This window comes from uncultured Granulicatella sp. (assembly GCF_963528195.1).
Taxonomy (GTDB): Bacteria; Bacillota; Bacilli; order Lactobacillales; family Aerococcaceae; genus Granulicatella.
The window spans coordinates 59818-79386 of sequence record NZ_CAURVN010000003.1 but is presented as its reverse complement, the minus strand read 5'-3'; the positions used below and the strand labels follow the sequence as shown (position 1 = coordinate 79386).

General features: G+C 33.2%; 18 protein-coding genes, 1 pseudogene and 1 riboswitch. Of the genes and pseudogenes, 18 read left to right on the top strand and 1 reads right to left on the bottom strand.

Features of this window, described 5'->3' with window-relative positions:
- From trmB to RWR88_RS01950, 8 genes and pseudogenes are all read left to right on the top strand, one after another.
- The gene (gene trmB / locus RWR88_RS01985; RefSeq protein ID WP_314348715.1) at window positions 1-666 is read left to right on the top strand and encodes a tRNA (guanosine(46)-N7)-methyltransferase TrmB; all 666 of its coding nucleotides are present in this window, start codon (window positions 1-3) and stop codon (window positions 664-666) included.
- Between the two features lie 13 nt (window positions 667-679).
- Complete coding sequence (locus RWR88_RS01980; protein WP_314348714.1) at window positions 680-1012, top strand: PepSY domain-containing protein; 333 nt, start codon at window positions 680-682, stop codon at window positions 1010-1012.
- A gap of 99 nt (window positions 1013-1111) precedes the next feature.
- Entirely contained in the window at window positions 1112-2197 is a 1086-nt protein-coding gene (pepA, locus tag RWR88_RS01975; protein WP_314450382.1) for a glutamyl aminopeptidase, read from the top strand.
- Window positions 2198-2223: 26 nt separating this feature from the next.
- Window positions 2224-2838 (top strand): YtpR family tRNA-binding protein, encoded by a 615-nt coding sequence (ytpR, locus tag RWR88_RS01970; RefSeq protein ID WP_314450379.1) that lies wholly within the window; start codon window positions 2224-2226, stop codon window positions 2836-2838.
- A 23-nt stretch (window positions 2839-2861) separates the two neighbouring features.
- Entirely contained in the window at window positions 2862-3605 is a 744-nt protein-coding gene (locus tag RWR88_RS01965) for a hypothetical protein (RefSeq protein WP_314450377.1), read from the top strand.
- A 21-nt stretch (window positions 3606-3626) separates the two neighbouring features.
- Window positions 3627-4958: a UDP-N-acetylmuramate--L-alanine ligase gene (murC, locus tag RWR88_RS01960; protein ID WP_314450375.1), complete on the top strand. Its 1332-nt coding sequence runs from the start codon at window positions 3627-3629 to the stop codon at window positions 4956-4958.
- Window positions 4959-5034: 76 nt separating this feature from the next.
- A riboswitch (Lysine riboswitch) is annotated at window positions 5035-5182 on the top strand.
- Window positions 5183-5351: 169 nt separating this feature from the next.
- Window positions 5352-6982, top strand: a pseudogene (locus tag RWR88_RS01955) (ABC transporter permease subunit).
- 5 nt (window positions 6983-6987) lie between these two features.
- Window positions 6988-7725, top strand: a complete 738-nt coding sequence (locus RWR88_RS01950) for an amino acid ABC transporter ATP-binding protein (RefSeq protein WP_006702311.1) — start codon at window positions 6988-6990, stop codon at window positions 7723-7725.
- 79 nt (window positions 7726-7804) lie between these two features.
- Here the strand turns inward: RWR88_RS01950 and RWR88_RS01945 are convergent, their stop codons facing one another.
- Window positions 7805-8047, bottom strand: coding sequence for a ferredoxin (locus tag RWR88_RS01945; protein ID WP_314450373.1), 243 nt, complete (start codon window positions 8045-8047; stop codon window positions 7805-7807).
- 227 nt (window positions 8048-8274) lie between these two features.
- Between RWR88_RS01945 and RWR88_RS01940 the strand changes: the two genes are divergently transcribed.
- The 10 genes from RWR88_RS01940 to RWR88_RS01895 all read left to right on the top strand — a co-directional run bounded on the left by RWR88_RS01940 (window position 8275) and on the right by RWR88_RS01895 (window position 19569).
- The gene (locus RWR88_RS01940) at window positions 8275-8859 is read left to right on the top strand and encodes an SAG1386/EF1546 family surface-associated protein (RefSeq protein ID WP_314349957.1); all 585 of its coding nucleotides are present in this window, start codon (window positions 8275-8277) and stop codon (window positions 8857-8859) included.
- Between the two features lie 79 nt (window positions 8860-8938).
- Window positions 8939-9598 (top strand): (d)CMP kinase, encoded by a 660-nt coding sequence (gene cmk / locus RWR88_RS01935; protein WP_314450371.1) that lies wholly within the window; start codon window positions 8939-8941, stop codon window positions 9596-9598.
- 130 nt (window positions 9599-9728) lie between these two features.
- Complete coding sequence (gene rpsA / locus RWR88_RS01930) at window positions 9729-10922, top strand: 30S ribosomal protein S1 (protein WP_314450369.1); 1194 nt, start codon at window positions 9729-9731, stop codon at window positions 10920-10922.
- A gap of 71 nt (window positions 10923-10993) precedes the next feature.
- Entirely contained in the window at window positions 10994-12307 is a 1314-nt protein-coding gene (der, locus tag RWR88_RS01925; protein ID WP_314349954.1) for a ribosome biogenesis GTPase Der, read from the top strand.
- A gap of 138 nt (window positions 12308-12445) precedes the next feature.
- The gene (locus tag RWR88_RS01920) at window positions 12446-12724 is read left to right on the top strand and encodes an HU family DNA-binding protein (RefSeq protein ID WP_006702317.1); all 279 of its coding nucleotides are present in this window, start codon (window positions 12446-12448) and stop codon (window positions 12722-12724) included.
- A 103-nt stretch (window positions 12725-12827) separates the two neighbouring features.
- Window positions 12828-14102: a tetratricopeptide repeat protein gene (locus RWR88_RS01915; protein ID WP_314450368.1), complete on the top strand. Its 1275-nt coding sequence runs from the start codon at window positions 12828-12830 to the stop codon at window positions 14100-14102.
- 12 nt (window positions 14103-14114) lie between these two features.
- Window positions 14115-14642 carry a YpiB family protein gene (locus RWR88_RS01910; RefSeq protein ID WP_314450366.1) on the top strand — a complete coding sequence of 176 codons (528 nt, stop codon included), beginning with the start codon at window positions 14115-14117 and terminating at the stop codon, window positions 14640-14642.
- Window positions 14643-14665: 23 nt separating this feature from the next.
- Window positions 14666-15880 carry a CCA tRNA nucleotidyltransferase gene (locus RWR88_RS01905; RefSeq protein ID WP_314450362.1) on the top strand — a complete coding sequence of 405 codons (1215 nt, stop codon included), beginning with the start codon at window positions 14666-14668 and terminating at the stop codon, window positions 15878-15880.
- A gap of 107 nt (window positions 15881-15987) precedes the next feature.
- A complete protein-coding gene (locus RWR88_RS01900) occupies window positions 15988-16461 on the top strand; it encodes a hypothetical protein (protein ID WP_314349841.1) in 474 nt (157 codons plus the stop codon).
- Window positions 16462-16821: 360 nt separating this feature from the next.
- A complete protein-coding gene (locus RWR88_RS01895) occupies window positions 16822-19569 on the top strand; it encodes an AAA family ATPase (RefSeq protein WP_314450359.1) in 2748 nt (915 codons plus the stop codon).

The following is a 19569-nucleotide window of genomic DNA, read 5'->3' as shown; positions in this document are numbered from 1 at the left end:
TTGCGTTTAAGAAATAAACCATGGGCTAAAGATACTTTGTTAGCTCATCCAGAAATGGTGATTCAAAATCCAGAAGAATGGAAAGGACGCTGGAAAGAGCGTTTTGGAAATGATCATCCAATTCATATTGAAATTGGTTCTGGAAAAGGTCAATTTGTTAGTGAAATGGCAAAGAAAAATCCAGATATTAATTATATTGGGATTGAAATTCAAACAAGTGTGATTGTTGTTGCGTTAGAAAAAGCGTTAGCTGCAGAAGTTCCAAATTTACAATTATTACATATTGATGGTGGAACAGTGACAGATTATTTTGAAGATGGTGAAGTGGATCGAATTTACTTGAATTTTTCTGATCCATGGCCTAAGAAACGTCATGCTAAAAGACGCTTGACTCATGCTGATTTTCTAAAAGCATATGAACAAGTATTGCCTTTAGAAGGAGAAATTCATTTTAAAACGGATAACCGAGGATTATTTGAATATAGTTTATCTTCATTTTCTCAATTTGGAATGATTTTAAAGCAAGTTTGGTTAGATTTACACCAAGTAGAGTTTGAAGGCAATGTGATGACCGAATATGAAGAAAAGTTTTCTGCTAAAGGACATCCGATTTATCGAGTAGAAGCAATTTTTCCAAAAGAACGTCATCCCTATGAAGTAAAATAGAGGAGTGAGTAAAATGTCAGAAAATAAATCATCTTTTAAAGCAGGATTATTCCTTGCAGCCGGTGCTTTTGTTGGTGCATGGCTCGTTTCTAAATTTTATGAGAAGAAACTAGTAAATGGGGATATTATTGTAGGAAATGTTCGTCGTTTATTTACAGTTGTTGGTACAATTGAAGGCTCATGGATTGAAATGGAACCAGTGTATATTGAACAAGAAGATTTTAGTGGATATGTATACTATGGTGGTATTACTCGTAAAGAACAAGAAGAATTGGTGCAATACGAATTTTTTGCTGATGCCAAAACAGGTGCAGTTCTAGATTTATATAAAATAGCGTCAGCCTAATGGGCAAGGAATACTCATAAAAAGAGTGACGTTAAAAGGAGCTCTGAAAGGACTGGGAACGGTACATTAGAGCTTTTTATTCTTATGGAGGCAAGAACAATGGAAAAGAAAACAGAAAGTTTAATTAAAACTTTAACAGAATTACAATCAACAAGTGGACATGAAAAAAATGTTCGAGAATTTATGAGAAAAGAATTGGAGCCATTAGTCGACCGTATTGAGCAAGATGGTTTAGGAGGCATTTTTGGGGTTCGTGAACATAAAGATGCGAATGCACCTAAAATTATGATTGCAGCACATATGGATGAAGTTGGCTTTATGGTGACAAATATCACTGCAACAGGTTTATTAAAAGTTAGTCCATTAGGTGGTTGGAATCCATATGTTGTTTCAGCGCAACGTTTTACATTACAAACTCGTAAAGAAGATTATCCTGTTATTTCTAGTTCAGTTCCTCCACATTTATTACGTGCAGCTGGCGGGCAACAAGCAACGGTAAAAGTAACAGATATTTTATTTGATGCCGGATTTACTTCAAAAGAAGAAGCTGAGGAATACGGAGTTCGACCTGGGGATACCATTGTGCCTTTAGTGGAAACTATTTGGACAGCGAATAAAAAACGAATGATTGCAAAATCATGGGATAATCGTTATGGTTGTACAGTCGTATTAGAAGCTTTACGTGAATTAAAAAATGAAACTTTACCGAATACACTAATTGCAGGTGCTAATGTCCAAGAAGAAGTTGGATTACGTGGAACTGGCCCAAGTGTTACAAAATTCAATCCAGACTTATTCTTTGCTGTAGACTGTTCTGCGGCAGATGATTTAACGGGTTCTAAAGATACATTTGGACATTTAGATCAAGGATTTTTATTAAGAATATTAGATCCAGGCTTGATTACATTACCTCGTATGAAGGAATTTTTAGAAGATACTGCTTTAACTCATAATATCCCATTCCAATATTTTGTTTCTCAAGGTGGAACGGATGCAGGGAAAGCTCACTTAATGAATCAAGGAGTTCCAAGTACGGTGATTGGGGTATGTGCTCGTTATATTCATACGCATCAAACAATGTTCTCGATTAAAGACTATGAAGCAGCACGTGAAATGGTTATCCAAACGATTCGTGCATTAGACCGTAGTACAGTTGATACAATTTTAGATGGAAGAACAAATTAATTAAAAATAAATTTAAGGAGATTATTATGTGGTTAAGTTTTTATAATCAAGAAGGTATTTCAGATACATTATTATTAACATCAGGAGCGGCAAGCCGTTATGATGTAGCGATTGAAACAAAAAATGGAGTAACACGTGTATTAGATGAAAAAACGAATACAGTGATTGGCTATAATATTGCAGGGATTTCAAACCATATTCGTTTTGAACAAGCAGGACAACAATTTTTATCTTCAGAAGAGCAAGAAATCGTTAAAACATTAATCCAAGAAGTAGGATTTGATGGATTATCATTAGATTTATCTACAAAAGATACTCTAGTAGTTGGTTATGTAGAAACTTGTGTTCCTCATGAAGACTCAGATCATTTACATGTTACACAAACACGTGTAAGCCAAGATACAGTTTTACAAATTGTTTGTGGAGCTCCAAATGTAAAAGCAGGACAAAAAGTTGTAGTAGCTACTCCTGGAACAGTAATGCCAAATGGAAGTATTATTTGGTCTGGAGAATTACGTGGGGTAGAAAGTCACGGAATGTTATGTTCTGCTCGTGAATTAGGTTTAGAAAATGCGCCTGCTAAAAAAGGAATTTTAGTGTTAAATGATGATGCTGTTATTGGAGAGCCATTTAAAGGTTAATAAATCGAAGAGGAGTGGTATTTGTGTCAAATAACCATCGTTCGATGAGAGAGATTAGTAATCAACATTTACCAAATAAGCAAAATTTTAAAACTAAATGGATAGATTTTCCGAATCATTTACATCCAAAAGAGGAAGGGGCATTTGATTCTGAACAAGAAGAGATAAAAGAAGAAACCATTATAGAACATTATCTACCTTTTTCTCATCCAACACGTTCAGCATTAGAAGAAAAAATGAATCCTGAAAAAAAAGAAGGGATTTTACAATCTTTTAAAGAAAGTAGTCAAAGAGGAAACAATCGAGATAAATGGCGTAGTTTTTTACAAGAAAAACCGACTCACACTCGTTTTACTCCATCGACGGTTCCTTCGATTTTAAAAGGGATGGCTCCTTCTATATCCGTAAAAAAGCAAGTTGCTTATGAAGAATTAGAAAATAGATTGAAAAGAGAGCCAGAAGAATTACTCATATTTTCGAGTGAAGAAACACCATTAGTAACAGTAGAAGAAGTAGAAATTGAGAAGAAATCAGAAAAAATGGAGAATCGAATCACTTCTTCAAAAAGAATGAATTCTTCCTTACCGTCTACTCAAATGGTACAAGAAACATTATTAAAGACTTTGCCGGATACACAAGCGATGGAAGTGTTGGCTCCTGAATTACAACCATTACCGGGAAAACAAAGAAGAGCCATGAATCGTTCATTATCTTGGATTATGGAACAAGAACAAGGAAAAGATAACTTACCATATAGCCAAAAGTAAATATAGGAAGTGGAATATAAAATGGATAAAAATAAAATTTATCACTTTACGGGCATAAAAGGCTCAGGAATGAGTGCATTAGCTTTAGTATTACATGGAGAAGGATATTCTGTACAAGGATCAGATTTAGAAAATTATTTCTTTACACAAAAAGGTTTAGAAGATGCTGGCATTAAAATGTTTCCTTTTAATGCAGAAAATATTCAAGAAGGACAAATTGTCATTGCAGGGAATGCATTTCCAGATAGCCATGAAGAATTAGTAGCTGCACGTGAAAAAGGAATTGAAGTGATTCGCTATCATAAATTTTTAGGAGAATTATTAAAAGGCTATAAAAGTGTTGCTATTACTGGTTCGCATGGGAAAACAAGTACAACAGGTTTATTAGCACATGTTTTAAGCGCGATGGAACCAACAAGTTATTTAATTGGGGACGGTACTGGACATGGGGTAGAAGGGTCTGAATACTTTGTATTAGAAGCCTGCGAATATAAACGTCATTTTATGGCCTATAAACCAGATTATGCAATTATGACAAATATTGATTTTGATCATCCTGATTATTATACGGATATTGATGATGTACAAAGTGCATTTGAATCATTTGGTCGTCAAGTGAAAAAAGGTATTATCGCTTGTGGAGATGATGCAAGATTACGTGAATTAGACCTTACTACTCCAATTACTTATTATGGAATTGCTAAAGGTAATGATGTTGTAGCAGAAAATATTCAAAAAGATACAGCTGGTAGTCATTTTGATGTGTATATTCATGGTAAATTCTATGGTAAATTTGATATTCCAACATATGGAACTCATAATATTTTAAATGCATTAGCGATTATTACGTTCTATTATTTAAATGATTTAAATCCAGAAGAATTAGCCGCTAATTTAAAAACATTTAGTGGAGTTAAGCGTCGTTTTTCTGAAAAGAAAATGAATGAAATTACAGTTATTGATGATTATGCTCATCATCCTTCTGAAATTCGTGCAACATTAGATGCAACAAGACAAAAATATCCAACAAAGAAAATTGTAGCTGTATTCCAACCACATACATTTACAAGAACGATTGCATTATTAGATGAATTTGCAAAAGCATTATCTTTAGCAGACGATGTTTATTTATGTGATATTTTTGCCTCTGTTCGTGAAAAATCAGGAAATGTTTCTATTGAAGATTTAGCTGCATTAGTGGAAGGCGGAGCAACTGTCTTAAAAATTGAAAACTTATCTCCATTATTAGTTTATAAAGATGCTGTTATTGTCTTTATGGGAGCGGGAGATGTACAAAAATTCGAGTTCGCTTATGAACAATTACTAAGTAGTACTTCTCCGACACAAAATTAATTATGAAAATTTAATGAAAATGGTTGACATCATATTTTCATTTTGTTACAATGGCTTTACAAATTAAATAAATGGTTATTGAACTTGAGGCGCGGATGACAAAAGTACGTAATTACGGAAAGGGGATTTCGCCGAAATGTAGCAAAGCTATGTTGGGGGCTGGTCATAATAGGTCAGTCACTGTCACACTCTCTGCCCAGATCAGTGTGAAGTGCAATCAATTACCGGGCAAAAGCAGTTTATGCTAATTTTTTCTGTATACTTTTTTAAGATAAGAGTCTATTCAGGAGAGATTGCGAACCTTTTGTTCGTAATCTCTCTTTTTTCTTTGCAGCCTAAAGTTTATAATCAAAAGGAGAGGGTAATATGAAAAAAAATTTATTAAAAGGATTAATGACTGTAGCCATTGGATTAGGGTTAGCGGCTTGTGGTAGTAAAGCTAGTACAAATCAATTAGTTGTTGGTATGGAAGCTGGATATCCTCCATTTAACTGGACACAGCAAACAGATGCTAATGGCGGAGTAAAAATTCAAGGTTCTAATGATTATGCGGGTGGTTATGACGTTGAAATTGCAAAACGTGTAGCGAAAAAATTAAATAAAGAATTAGTTATTGTAAAAACTGAGTGGGATGGCTTAACACCAGGTGTTGTTTCTGGTAAACTAGATGCAATCATTGCTGGTATGAGTCCAACTGCTGAAAGAAAAGAAGCAATTGATTTTTCAGATAATTATTACAAATCACAATTAGTAATGGTTGTGAAAAAAGGAAGCAAATTTGAACAAGCTAAAACATTAGCAGATTTCTCAGGTGCTAAAGTAACAGGACAATTAAACACTTTCCACTACAGTGTCATTGATCAAATTCCAGGTGTTGCAAAACAACCTGCAATGGATAATTTCCCAGCAATGCGTGTAGCACTACAAGCTGGAACAATTGATGCTTATGTTTCTGAATTACCAGAAGGTGTTTCTGCACAAGCTGCAAATTCAGATTTCGTAATGATTAAATTATCTGATGGTTTCAAAGCAAGTGATGAAGATACTGATACTGCTGTAGGTTTGAAAAAAAATAGTCCATTAAAAGATGCTATTAACAAAGCTTTATCAGAAATTTCTGATGCTGAACGTCAACAAATTATGGATGAAGCTATCAAAAATCAACCAGCTGCTAACTAACATATTTTTTTAAACTAGAGGGGGGATTCCCCTTCTAGATACATAACTAAAAAAACGAAAGAGGACAAAAGATGAATATTGAATGGATTATCAAAATTATACAAGATAATTGGCCAATGTTTCTTAATGGAGCTTGGGTAACTTTATATATTTCAATTATCGGAACAATTATCGGAACGGTTATCGGATTACTCATTGGTTTAGTTAAAACAATTCCAATGCCAGAAAAAGGTTCAAAAAGAATTACTTTAAAAATAGCAAATGCTTTATTAACAGCATACACTGAGTTCTTTAGAGGAACTCCAATGATTGTACAAGCAATGGTTATTTATTATGGATCAGCATTAGCATTTGGAATTGATATGGATCGTACATTTGCTGCGATTTTCATTGTATCAATTAATACAGGTGCTTATATGTCTGAAATTGTTCGTGGAGGAATTATTTCTATCGATAAAGGACAATTTGAAGCTGCTCAAGCAATCGGGATGACACACACTCAAACAATGATGAATGTAATCTTCCCTCAAGTGATTCGTAATATTTTACCTGCTACAGGAAATGAGTTTGTTATTAACATTAAAGATACTTCAGTATTAAACGTAATTTCTGTTTCAGAATTATATTTTGCAACAAAAACAGTTGCTGGAGCAAACTTCCGTTACTTTGAAACATTCTTTGTCACATTGATTTTGTACTTCATTATGACAACTGTTTTAACACAAATTTTACGTTATATTGAACGTAAAATGGATGGTCCAGATAACTATGAAATTATTCATTCTGATCCATTAAATTCAAATTCAATGGCATCTGTATACGAAAAAACGAAAGGGAAAGGATAAAAATCATGAGTCAAGAAGTAGTAACGATTAAACATTTAAATAAAGTGTTCGGGACTCATGAAGTCCTAAAAGATATTTCATTTTCAGTAGAATCTGGAGAAGTAGTAACAATTATTGGTTCTTCAGGTTCCGGTAAATCTACTTTATTACGTTGTGTGAATTTATTAGAAAAACCAACTTCTGGTGAAATTTTATATAACGGAAAAAATATTTTAGATGAAGATACAAATATTTATGAATATCGTACGCATTTAGGAATGGTTTTCCAACAATTTAATTTATTTAATAACTTAAATGTATTAGAAAACTGTACAGTGGGCCCTATTAAAGTGTTGAAAAAATCAAAAGAAGAAGCAGAAGAAATTGCGAAAAGTTTCTTAGAAAAAGTTGGTATGAGTGCTTACTTAAATGCTCGTCCTCGTCAATTATCTGGTGGACAAAAACAACGTGTAGCGATTGCTAGAGCTTTATCAATGCAACCAGATGTATTATTATTTGATGAACCAACATCTGCATTAGACCCAGAAATGGTAAATGAAGTTTTAGAAACAATGAAGAGTTTAGCCCATACTGGATTAACAATGATTATTGTGACACACGAAATGGAATTTGCTAGAGACGTTAGTGATCGCGTTATTTTTATGGATAAAGGGGTTATTGCTGAAGAGGGAACTGCTGAGCAAATCTTTACAAATCCGCAAAAAGAAAGAACAAAAGAGTTCTTAATGCGTGTATTGTCATAATTTGACTTTTCTAATAGTAGTAAAGGACGGCAGCAGATATTGAAAGATATCTGCTGCCGAATTATTTTATATAGATGAATTAAAATGGAGAATTTTTCCGTTTGATAGCTCCTGTTGGACAGTGAGTATAGGCTTCTTTAAAAGCTTCTACTTCATGTTCAGGAATGGGGATGTTTCCAGTATTATTATCATGTTTTATGAACGCTATCCCATCATTATCATATTCAAATAGTTTACTAGCTTTTAGTTGGCAAATGCCACAGGCAATACAACTTTCACAATCTACTTTTCCATAAATGGAATGGTGTTGTTTTGAATTCATAGGATAGCCTCCATTTCTAAAGATAATGATAGATACTGTAAGTTTCTCATATTTTAAAAATTTTTTCAAAACATTTAAAAAAATTGAAAAAAGCAATGACATCAGAAAAAAATGTGCTAAAATGTTATCTATAGATTGAAAAGATTGCATATTATTACGAAAATGTGCTATAGTTTTAAATGAATAAAGTCTAATGACGACAGTGGTTGAATGTAGGAGGATTTTTAATGACTGATAATTTAAATAACGAAAGAAACCCAAAAGAAGAACAACCATGGGATCGCCAATTTGGTGAAGATACACAAAAAGCACGTCAATACTCTCGTAGTGCTCGTAATTCCAATGGTAAAGCAGTAGCACCATTATTAAGTGTGTTATTATTTGTATTTATTGTGGTAGTAGTATCTCCATTATTATTTATGATGTGGTTCTATTGGTCAAGTTCTAAGGCAGAGGTAAAACCTCGTACGGCAGATGAGGTAATGTTGACAAAAGTTGTGGAAACAACTACAGCAGAAACAACTACAGCTGAGGCAAAATCTACAGAAACGAAAGCAAATGAGACAAGTGTGACATCTACAACAGTAGCACCATCAGATGCTGCAAGACAACAAAGAGAACAGTCTACTTCTGAAGCTCAATCTACTCAAAATGGAGCTTATGGAACGTATACAGTTCAAGCAGGTGAAACATTATATAGAATTGCTGTAAACCATGGTATGGATGTTGGTACATTAAAATCTATTAACGGATTAACTAGCAACAATATTTCACCTGGAATGCAATTAAAAGTATTACAACCAAGACAATAACAGCTAAAGGCTGGGCAGAAAGTCCAGCCTTTTAGGTTGTTATAAGGCAAAAAATAAAAATTTAAAGGAGATATGCTATATGCAAGTTGCTATTGACGGACCTGCTTCATCTGGAAAAAGTACCATTTCAAAATTAATTGCCAAAGAAAATCATTTTGTTTATTTAGATACTGGAGCGATGTATAGAGTTGTGACATTAGCAGTATTGAAAAATCAAATTTCACTGGACGACCATAGAGCAATTGAGCAGTTAGTTCAAACTATTGAAATTGGTTTTTCGATGCAAGATGGAAAACAAAGTGTATTTATGAATGGGGAAGATGTCACAGATGAAATTAGAAGTGTAGAAGTGACTCGAAATGTTTCAGCCGTCTCAGCTTTAAAGGAAGTTAGAACAAGATTGGTTCATCTTCAAAGAGAAATTGCAGAAAATCATTCAATTATTATGGATGGAAGAGATATTGGAACAGTTGTGCTTCCACAAGCAGAAATTAAAATTTTTCTTGTAGCTAGTGTTGAAGAACGAGCAAAACGCCGATTCATTGAAAATCAAGAAAAAGGAATCGAAATGTCTTATGAAGAATTGGTGGAAGATATTCGACGTCGTGATCATATTGATTCCACTCGCAAAGAATCTCCATTAAAAAAAGCAGAAGATGCTATTGAAATTGATACAACTACAATGACAATTGACGATGTCGTAAAAACAGTGACTGCTTTAATTCAAAAAAACCAATAATATCAGCTTTTTAAAAGGATATCACTAGAATTGTGAAAGAAATAGTGATATGATGTAAAAAGGAGAAAAAATTAATTTTTAGAATAATTTTTTCGTTCGAATGAATGGTTGCGTAATAGGAGGAAGTTAAATGTCAGAATTACAAACAATGCAAGATGCGCTTGATATTGTAAAAGATATCCAAGTTGGAGACTTAGTTCAAGGAGAAGTACTAGTTTTACAAGATAAACAGGCCATTGTTGGTATTATTGGTGGAGGTGTTGAAGGTGTTATTCCTTTTAATGAATTATCAGCAACTCCATTTGATAAAGTAGAAGATGTCGTAAAAGTGGGAGATGTATTAGATTTAGTAGTCATTAAACCGATTAAAGATAAAGAAAATGGTAGTTTCTTACTTTCAAAACGTCGTGTAGATGCTCGTAAAGTTTGGGAAGAACTTCAAGCAAAAGCAGATAATCATGAACAAGTTGAAGGAACTGTAAAAGACGTAGTTAAAGGTGGATTAGTTGTAGATGCAGGTGTTCGTGCATTTGTGCCAGCTTCAATGATTTCTGACCACTTTGTTTCAGATTTAAAACAATTTAAAGGACAAACATTAGTATTTGATATCGTTGAAATTTTACCAGCAGATAATCGTTTAATTTTATCACGTAAAGAAATCATTGCTAATGAAAAAGCAGCTAAACGTGCTTCTGCGCTAGAAGCTGTTTATGAAGGAGCAATTGTTACAGGTAAAGTTGCTCGTTTAACAAACTTTGGTGCGTTCATTGATTTAGGTGGAATTGATGGATTAGTTCATGTTTCTGAAATTTCTCATGAACATGTATCAAAACCAAGTGATTTCTTAGCAGTTGGTCAAACTGTAGAAGCAAAAGTAATCGGCTTAGATGCTGAAAAAGGTCGTGTTTCATTATCAATTAAAGAAACTGTTCCAGGACCTTGGGATAATATTGCTGAACGTGCTGCAGTTAATTCTACATTAGTAGGAACTGTTAAACGTTTTGCAGCGTTTGGAGCATTTGTTGAATTATTCCCTGGAGTAGAAGGATTAGTTCATATTTCTCAAATTGCTCATAAACATATTGCAACTCCTCAAGAAGTTCTTCAAGTGGGACAAGAAGTATCTGTTAAAGTATTAGAAGTAAATGAAGCTGAAAAACGCATTTCATTAAGTATTAAAGCTTTAGAGGAAGCTCCAGTTGTTGAAAAACCTGAAGTGGAAGAAGTTGTTGAAGAAGAATATGTATTACCTGAAGAAGATGTGACATTTTCATTAGCAGATCGTTTAGGTGAACAATTATCTGAATTAGTTGTTGAAGACTAATAGAAAATATTAAATTAGGGTGAGGTTGGGAAAAACTCCCAGCCTCATTTTTTGAGAAAGGAGGAATTTTGATGTCAACACCAGTTATTGCGATTGTAGGTCGTCCAAACGTTGGGAAATCTACAATTTTCAACCGAGTTGTTGGTGAAAGAATTTCGATTGTCGAAGATATTGCTGGAGTAACGAGAGATAGAATTTATTCTGAAGGTGAATGGTTAGGACATCAATTTCACATTATTGATACAGGTGGTATTGATATTACAGATGAACCATTCATGTCAAATATTCGTATGCAAGCTGAAATTGCAATGGAAGAAGCAGATGTGATTATTTTCTTAACAAGTGTAAAAGAAGGTGTAACATCAACGGATGAGCATATTGCAAAAATGCTTTACCGTACAAATAAACCTGTATTATTAGCTGTAAATAAGGTAGATAATCCAGAATTAAGATCAGATATTTTTGATTTTTATGCATTGGGTTTTGGTGAACCATTCCCAATTTCAGGAAGTCATGGTTTAGGTCTTGGAGATTTATTAGATGCAGCTGTAAAAGCATTTCCTGAACACGATGATCAAGAAGATGATACAGATGTAATTCGTTTTAGCTTTATTGGTCGTCCAAATGTAGGAAAATCAAGTTTAGTGAATGCAATGCTAGGAGAAGAACGTGTGATTGTATCAAATGTTGCTGGTACAACTCGTGATGCGATTGATACAAGTTTTACGGATGAAGAAGGTACTATCTTTAAAATGATTGATACAGCTGGTATTCGTAAAAAAGGACGTGTTTTCGAATCTACTGAGAAATATAGTGTTTTACGTGCATTAAGAGCAATTGAACGTAGTGACATTGTTTGTGTTGTCTTGAATGCGGAAGAAGGAATTCAAGAACAAGATAAGAAAATTGCAGGGTATGCTCATGAAGCCGGAAAAGGTGTTATTATTTTAGTGAATAAATGGGATACTTTAGAAAAAGATAATTCTACGTTTAAAGAATTTGAAGAAAATATTCGTAAAGAGTTCCTATACTTATCTTATGCACCAATTTTATTTGTTTCTGCTAAAACAAAACAAAGATTGATAAAAATTGCCCCATTATTAAAAGAAATTCATGAAGTTCGTTCTAAACGTATTTCGTCATCGATTTTAAATGATGTATTAATGGATGCTATCGCAATGAATCCAACTCCAACAGATAAAGGAAATCGATTGAAGATTTATTATATGACACAAGTGGCAATTCAACCACCAACATTTGTTGTTTTTGTTAATGATGTGGAATTAATGCATTTCTCATATGAACGTTTCTTAGAAAATCGAATTCGTTCAGCCTTTGGTTTTGAAGGAACACCGATTCATATGATTGTTCGACAAAGAAAATGATAAAATCGTGTATAATTCGTTGAAAGTCCGTTCATCAAATGGTATACTTGTTTAGAAATCAACAGTAAGGTTTCCAGAGTTATTGGACCACTCAATAACTACTGAATTATTTTCTTGTGTGATGGAGGTGAATCTAACATGGCAAATAAAGCAGAATTAGTAGATCGCGTAGCTAAAAAAACGCAATTAACAAAGAAAGATGTTTCAGCAGCAGTTGATGCATTATTCGAAACAATTCAAGAAGCATTACAAGCAGGTGAAAAAGTACAAGTTATCGGATTTGGTAACTTTGAAGTACGTGAACGTGCTGCTCGTAAAGGACGTAACCCTCAATCAGGTGAAGAAATCCAAATCGAAGCTAGCAAAGTACCTGCATTCAAAGCAGGTAAAGCTTTGAAAGATGCTGTAAAAAACTAATCAGTTTATTATGACATTTTCATAGAAACTATTTCATAAAGGTGCTATATTAGAGTTAAATCAATATAGCATCTTTTTTATTGTCTATAGAAATGGAGAGAATATGAAATCAATTGTTGAACAAATTCAAAATGCTTTAGAAGAACAAGAATTGGAAAAAGTTTATACACTTTTTCATCAATTTATGAATGAAGTGACAGAAGAGCAAATAGAGGAATTAATCGAGTTAGCTGCATTTAGTGCAAGTAGTGGCTTTTTTGATGAAGCAAGACAGGCATATTTATTATTAACTCAATTTGAACCTGAAGAATCTGCTTGGACCATTTTACTAGCAGAAATTTTAGTCAATCAAGGGGAATATGACCAAGCATTATCTGTTTTATATGATATTCCTGAAGATAACCAGAATTATCCTAGTGTTTTAGTAATTTTATCAGAGTTATATAAGGCTCAAGGATATTATGATGTTGCTGAAAGAAAATTATTACTCGCAAAAGAGTTGGCTCCAGAAGAAACTATCATAGATTTTTATTTAGGTACTTTATTGTTTGAGTCTGGTGCAATGGAGAGAAGTGTTCAATATTTAGAAAGATTTTTAAAAAATTCCCATGAAGAAACTGGAGAAGAAAATCGTGCAAGAGAATTATTAGTGGAAGCTTCTTTAGAAATTGGAAATGCAGAACCTTTACAAGAACTATTATCAGACGAAGGATTAGAATCAGCTTCTAATGAGTTGTTAGTGACCATTGCTAAACATGATGTCCAAGAAGGAAATGTTGATCATGCAGAAAAATTATATCAAGAAATATTATCTCGAGATGCAGAAAATTATGAAGCCTTACTAGGATTAAGTCATATTCAAATGTTTAAACATGAGTATTTAAAAGCCATTATGAGCTTATCCAAAATGACAGAAACTTATCCATATGAAAAAGAGCCATTCTTTAGTTTAGGTGTGAGTTATTTATCCATTGGACAAATGGAAAAGGGACAAGAAGCATTAAAACAAGCTTATGAACTATCCTCTGAATCATTTGAAATTATGCAAGCTTATACAGAAGTATTATTATATCAAGAAGAATTTGAAGAAGTACAAGATATTTTAGCATCGGAGATAGAAGAAGGCTTAGAGAATGGTCAAATTTTTTATTTAATGGCAAGAGCTAAAGAAGGACTTGAAGAATTTGAAGAAGCTTTAGAGTTTTATCAAAAAGCAAGTGTCGAATTAGAAGATTCAGTAGAGTTTATTATTGATTATGTACGATTCCTTCGAGAAGAAGGTCGAACTACAGAAGCTAAAGAGTGGTTAGAACATGGTCAAAATCTTGAACCATTAAATGAAGATTTACAAGAATTGCAGCAATATTTTGAAGCCTAAGGAGTGAAAGAAATGTTTCAACCTAGTTTAGAGGATAAGAAAAACTTTATTTCATGGTTTGTATCCAATCATGCTCTAAAAAGAAGAGAAGCGTTATGGATTTTAAATTATTTATTAAATCATGAATTATTACTAAAACAAGTTCATTTTGTAGAACGAGTAGATTGTACTCCGAAAGGAATGTGGTTTTCTACAGATAAAGCACCGGATGAATCCTTTTATTTTTATAAAGCAGGTTCACGTTTTAATAATCCAGAACAAGCATTCCATGATATTCGATTGAATTGGAAAGAAGAATGTTATATTGAAATGGAATTTGAAGATTCCTATTTAACCATGGTAAAATTTGGTATACTAGAAAAGAATCCATTTTATGAAGAAGAAAGCTTATCTGATGAAGAGGTTCAAGATGCTCTTGCTGAAATCCAAACAAGTGTATTAAAACAAGAAATTTTATCTCAAATTGATCAGGCTTTAGAATCAGGAAATCAAGGCTTATTTATTAAATTAACGGAAAAGTTAAAAGATTTAGAAGATTAAAAAGTTGTAAGTGAGTCGAGTGAATGTCTATTCAGAAAGAACCATTATTTTTAGAAGCATTACCTGTAATGCAACAATTAGTTGATGCAGGATATGAAGCCTATTTTGTAGGTGGTTCAGTAAGAGATATGCTCCTTCATAAGCCTATTTCAGATGTAGATATTGCCACTAGTGCTACACCACAAGAAGTTAAAGAGATATTTTCTCATACAGTTGATGTGGGAATTGAGCATGGAACAGTTATGGTTATTCATCATAAAGAAGGGTATGAAGTCACAACATTCCGAACAGAAGAAGGTTATGAAGACTTTAGACATCCAGATAAGGTAACCTTTGTTCGCTCGCTAGAAGAAGATTTAAAACGTCGTGATTTCACGATTAATGCATTAGCGATTGGAATTGATGACCAATTAATGGATTTTTTCGATGGTATTGGTGATTTAGAACGTCAGTGTCTTCGATGTGTTGGAGATGCAAAAGAACGTTTCAATGAAGATGCATTACGAATGTTTCGTGCAGTGCGTTTTGTCGGTCAGTTAGGATTTCAAATTGAAGAGAAAACGAAGAATGCTATTTCTCTTTTAAAAATGAATTTATCTAAAGTAGCCGTGGAACGGATGAAAGTTGAATTTGAAAAGATGATTCAAAGTTCTTTTCGTAAAGAAGCTTTGCAATTATTTGTTGAAACGGGCTTATATCAAGCTTGTCCATTATTTGATGGGAAAGATGAAATTCTTTTGAAATTAGCAGAATTTCCTTTAAAAGAAATGAGCGTCTTACAAGCTTGGATTTTATTCATAGATGAATTGAATTTGAGTGATAAAGAAGTGACTCATTTATTAAAATCATGGAAATCATCTAATGAACAAATTCGAGATGTATTAGTTGGATATAAAACTTATCGTGCACGAAAAGAAGAAGAGTGGAATTTCTTTTTCGCTTATGCTTGTCCATATGAAGTTGCCTGTGAAGTGGAGACATTATTGATAGCTCAAGATAAGAGTACCTCCATGAAAGGCTTAGAAGCAACGTATCATTCTTTACCGATTCATTCGATGAATGATATTCATTTAAATGGGCATGATATTATTCGTATTTTAAAATTAGATAAAAAAGGTCCTATTATTGGACAAGTTTTAAAAACGGTTGAAAAAATGATTTTAGAGCAAAGTATTTCCAACGATGCTGAAGTGTTGGAAACGTATGTTTTATCTCACTTTGGAGGAAAGAGTGTATAATCATTGAAAATATTTAAGTTCAATGGTAAAATTCGAAGAGTAAAGAATAAAAAAGTGTTTTCACTGCTCAAAATGGTGAGAACATACATAAAAAAGGAGAGACTTTTATGAAAAAAGTAATGTCAGGATTACGTTTTGTATTCCGTAACGGAGAAACATGGACGATTAACCGTCGTTTAATTGGAGATTTATGGATCAAACAAGTTACAACATCGTTTGGTCGTATTAATGGAAGTGAATTCCAAGAAATTCATCCATGTGAATCATTACGTATTGAAGTGTTTCCTGAAGCAGACCACGTAATGTCTGAAGACATTAACTTAGGTGGATTAGAATTAGGAATGTTCGAACGAGTTAAAAAATATAGCGATATCGAATTAATGGATATTTTATATTTAGATAGCGATCATCCAAAATCAGACGTGATTGTTTCAACAGATCGCGTATACTTCCCATATAGCCCAGTGGATGAAGATGGAAATGACAATAAATTCCAAAGTTCAGCTATTGGAAAACATGGTCACTTATATATTGTAATTGACCCAGCAAAAACAGTGGAAGATATTTACCCAGAGATTTAATTACGAAGGACTTTTCTGTTGTAGTAATGGACGGAAGCAGCCACCTACGGTGTCTCATTCCTAAAATTCGAGCCCAGGTCTCGAATTTTCCAGTACTAGAAGCCAACATGGCTTCTAGTACCAATACTACGGTGAAAAGTCCTTCTCCATTTTTATGTAAGGATATGAAGGGACGTATTAGAATAAGACTCCTTACAGTAGTATAGGACGGCAGCAATACTACTGTAAGGAGTCTTTTTTTGTTTGTACTTATTTCTAAAATACTAAATAAAAGCCTGAAAACATCTGATAATAAATTGACAATGAAGAAGAAAAACAGGTAAAATAATTATGATTGAAACAAAAAAAGAAGGTGAGTAAATGCCGACATATCAAGTAGGATATGATGATAATACATGGGATTTTAATGATGCCATAGCAGCCGCTAAAGTAGGCGATGTATTGGAAATCCAAAAAGATTATTTCTTGAGATTTTCAACGGATGTTCCATATGAAATTACAAAAAATCTTACTTTTCTAGGATTATTAGACGAAGAAAATGGAGAGTCATTCTTCACGAATAAATTTCAAGGCTGTATTGCTCTTGACTGTGGAGCTTCTGTAGTATTTGAAAATATCTGGTTTACGAATGTTAACAATACTACATTAATGATTATTAACGAAAATTGTTCTGTAACTTTTAAAAATTGTGTCTTTGAATGTACAGAAGATCATAATGAAAATTATTTAATTTTTGCAAAAGAGGATTCGTTTGTTACATTTGAAAATTGTAAAACACATTTTGTTAGTGATGAAAATAATCAAACTATTTTTCTGAAAAATTGTTCTGTCACGGCGAATGATTGCTTTTTCCAATGGAGAATTTCTTCGGAAGGTTCGCAATTGAAACTTACAAATACTATTTGTGAGAACTATTCAGGAAATGCTGTTTATTTACAAAAAGATTCACGATTAGAAGCTACTAATTGCCAATTTTATGGTGGAGATATGCTGAAAGGTTATCCAATGATTTGGGTAACGAATTCTTCATTCCAATTAGAAACAGGGATTATTGGTAAAGCAGATAGAGGACAAGGAATCTATTCTGAAAAGAAAAGTGGCGTAACTTTGACGGATGTAACGGTTCAATCAATGGATTTGAGAACAACAATTACTCGTTTAAATAATTGTAAAATTATGGATAACTTTGATTTAGGTCCAAATACTTATTGCTTTGCTGATGGAATAATCACATTCCAGTGTGAAAGTAAGTCAAGTATTCCATTAAGATTGTACTATTGTTCAACTATTTTTGCGAAACAACTTTTATTCGAAAAATCTCTTGAGGTGAGTATTAAAGGATTGGAATCTTCCTTAATTCATGTTCAAGAATTAATGTATGCACAAGGTAGTTCCAGTGAATTAAATATTGATACAGATGAAGATTCTATTTTACATGCATCTGTTCGTCATACAAAAGGTGTCAGTGCAGAAGGAGACGAGAATGCTCCTAAAGAATTAGATAGTTATGAAGAATTACAAAGTTTAGTTGGATTAGAAGCAGTTAAGAAAGAAATCGATACATTAATTGGAATGGTTGATTATAATAAACAACGTGTTTCTAGAGGAGAACCACCTCAACAGCTAGTACTACACTCTATGTTTATGGGAAATCCAGGTACAGGTAAAACAACCGTTGCTCGTTTAATGGGTAAAATCTTATTTGAACGTGGGGCATTGTTTGGAGATACGTTTAAATTTGTGGAAGTTTCTGAATCAGATTTATTATCTGGGTATGTGAACCAGACAACAACTCAAACATTAGCAAAATTAGAAGAAGCACGTGGTGGGGTTCTATTTATCGATGAAGCTTATTCATTAGATAAGAAGAGTACTAATGATACAGGTAAAGAAGCCATTACAACAATTCTTAAATATATGGAAGACCACAAAAATGAGATTATGATTATTTTTGCGGGATATACGAAAGAAATGGAGCAATTTTTACAAATTAATCCAGGTTTAACTTCACGTGTTCCTAACCGATTAGATTTTGAAGATTATACTCCAGAACAAATTGTTCAAATGGGAATTAAAGGTCTACAAAAAAACAGCTATGAAATTGCAGATGTGGAGTACTACACACGTAAAGTGACGTTGGAATATAATCGTTCATTAGATCGTAGTAATGCACGTTGGATTCGTAATTTTAACGAAAAAATTATTAAACAATTAATTGCTCGTGTTATTGCTGAGAAAAGTGAAGAGATTTCACTGATTACAAATGCGGATATTGATGCTGTTCTTGAGATTGGTAAGTATCAAGATAATGGTACGAAGAAAGATGCATGGGAAGAATTACATCAATTAATTGGTCTTCATAAAGTGAAAGAGCAAGTAGAAGACTTTATTGCTCAAGCTGAAATGAATCGTAAACGTGAACAAGAAGGATTTGCAACTTCTGTTGCGACTTTACACTCATTATTCTTAGGAAATCCAGGTACAGGTAAAACAACGGTTGCTAGAATTGTTGCGGAATTATTGTATCAAAAAGGATTAATTGCTACGAATAAACTAATTGAAGTATCTCGTGGAGATTTAATTGGCGGATATCAAGGTCAAACAGCTATTAAAACAAGAGAACATTTACATGCAGCTCTTGGGGGAGTTTTATTTATTGATGAAGCTTATTCTTTAAAACATGGGTCTAGTGATAATTTTGGACAAGAAGCCATTGATGAAATCTTGAAATTTATGGAAGATCATCGACGTGATATGGTTGTCATTTTTGCTGGATATCATAAAGAAATGGCAGAATTTTTAGAATCTAATTCTGGATTGAAGAGTCGTGTTCCTACGACATTTGATTTTGAAGACTATAGTCCAGACGAAATTGTACAGATTGGTGAATTTATTTTACAAGGTCAAGGATATCAATATGATGTAGAAAGTTATAGAGCAGTTGTGAAGGAAGCTTATGCTACAACTGATGACCATAGTAATGGACGTTGGATTCGTAACTTTAACCAAAAATTATTGGCACATATGTCTCGCCGTGTGACAAAAGATGAGTCGAGTGATTTTAATACGATTACAAGTGAAGATTTAGAAAAAATGAGGGAGGCATAA

What these genes read in the sequence shown, in the direction of transcription:
- RWR88_RS01900 (WP_314349841.1), top strand. Translation starts at nt 15,988, where the DNA reads ATGAAAAAAGTAATGTCAGGATTACGTTTTGTATTCCGTAACGGAGAA.
- RWR88_RS01980 (WP_314348714.1), top strand. Translation starts at nt 680, where the DNA reads ATGTCAGAAAATAAATCATCTTTTAAAGCAGGATTATTCCTTGCAGCC.
- ytpR (WP_314450379.1), top strand. Translation starts at nt 2,224, where the DNA reads ATGTGGTTAAGTTTTTATAATCAAGAAGGTATTTCAGATACATTATTA.
- RWR88_RS01920 (WP_006702317.1), top strand. Translation starts at nt 12,446, where the DNA reads ATGGCAAATAAAGCAGAATTAGTAGATCGCGTAGCTAAAAAAACGCAA.
- RWR88_RS01940 (WP_314349957.1), top strand. Translation starts at nt 8,275, where the DNA reads ATGACTGATAATTTAAATAACGAAAGAAACCCAAAAGAAGAACAACCA.
- der (WP_314349954.1), top strand. Translation starts at nt 10,994, where the DNA reads ATGTCAACACCAGTTATTGCGATTGTAGGTCGTCCAAACGTTGGGAAA.
- cmk (WP_314450371.1), top strand. Translation starts at nt 8,939, where the DNA reads ATGCAAGTTGCTATTGACGGACCTGCTTCATCTGGAAAAAGTACCATT.
- RWR88_RS01945 (WP_314450373.1), bottom strand. Translation starts at nt 8,047, where the DNA reads ATGAATTCAAAACAACACCATTCCATTTATGGAAAAGTAGATTGTGAA.
- RWR88_RS01910 (WP_314450366.1), top strand. Translation starts at nt 14,115, where the DNA reads ATGTTTCAACCTAGTTTAGAGGATAAGAAAAACTTTATTTCATGGTTT.
- pepA (WP_314450382.1), top strand. Translation starts at nt 1,112, where the DNA reads ATGGAAAAGAAAACAGAAAGTTTAATTAAAACTTTAACAGAATTACAA.
- RWR88_RS01905 (WP_314450362.1), top strand. Translation starts at nt 14,666, where the DNA reads ATGTCTATTCAGAAAGAACCATTATTTTTAGAAGCATTACCTGTAATG.
- rpsA (WP_314450369.1), top strand. Translation starts at nt 9,729, where the DNA reads ATGTCAGAATTACAAACAATGCAAGATGCGCTTGATATTGTAAAAGAT.
- RWR88_RS01950 (WP_006702311.1), top strand. Translation starts at nt 6,988, where the DNA reads ATGAGTCAAGAAGTAGTAACGATTAAACATTTAAATAAAGTGTTCGGG.
- murC (WP_314450375.1), top strand. Translation starts at nt 3,627, where the DNA reads ATGGATAAAAATAAAATTTATCACTTTACGGGCATAAAAGGCTCAGGA.
- RWR88_RS01915 (WP_314450368.1), top strand. Translation starts at nt 12,828, where the DNA reads ATGAAATCAATTGTTGAACAAATTCAAAATGCTTTAGAAGAACAAGAA.
- RWR88_RS01895 (WP_314450359.1), top strand. Translation starts at nt 16,822, where the DNA reads ATGCCGACATATCAAGTAGGATATGATGATAATACATGGGATTTTAAT.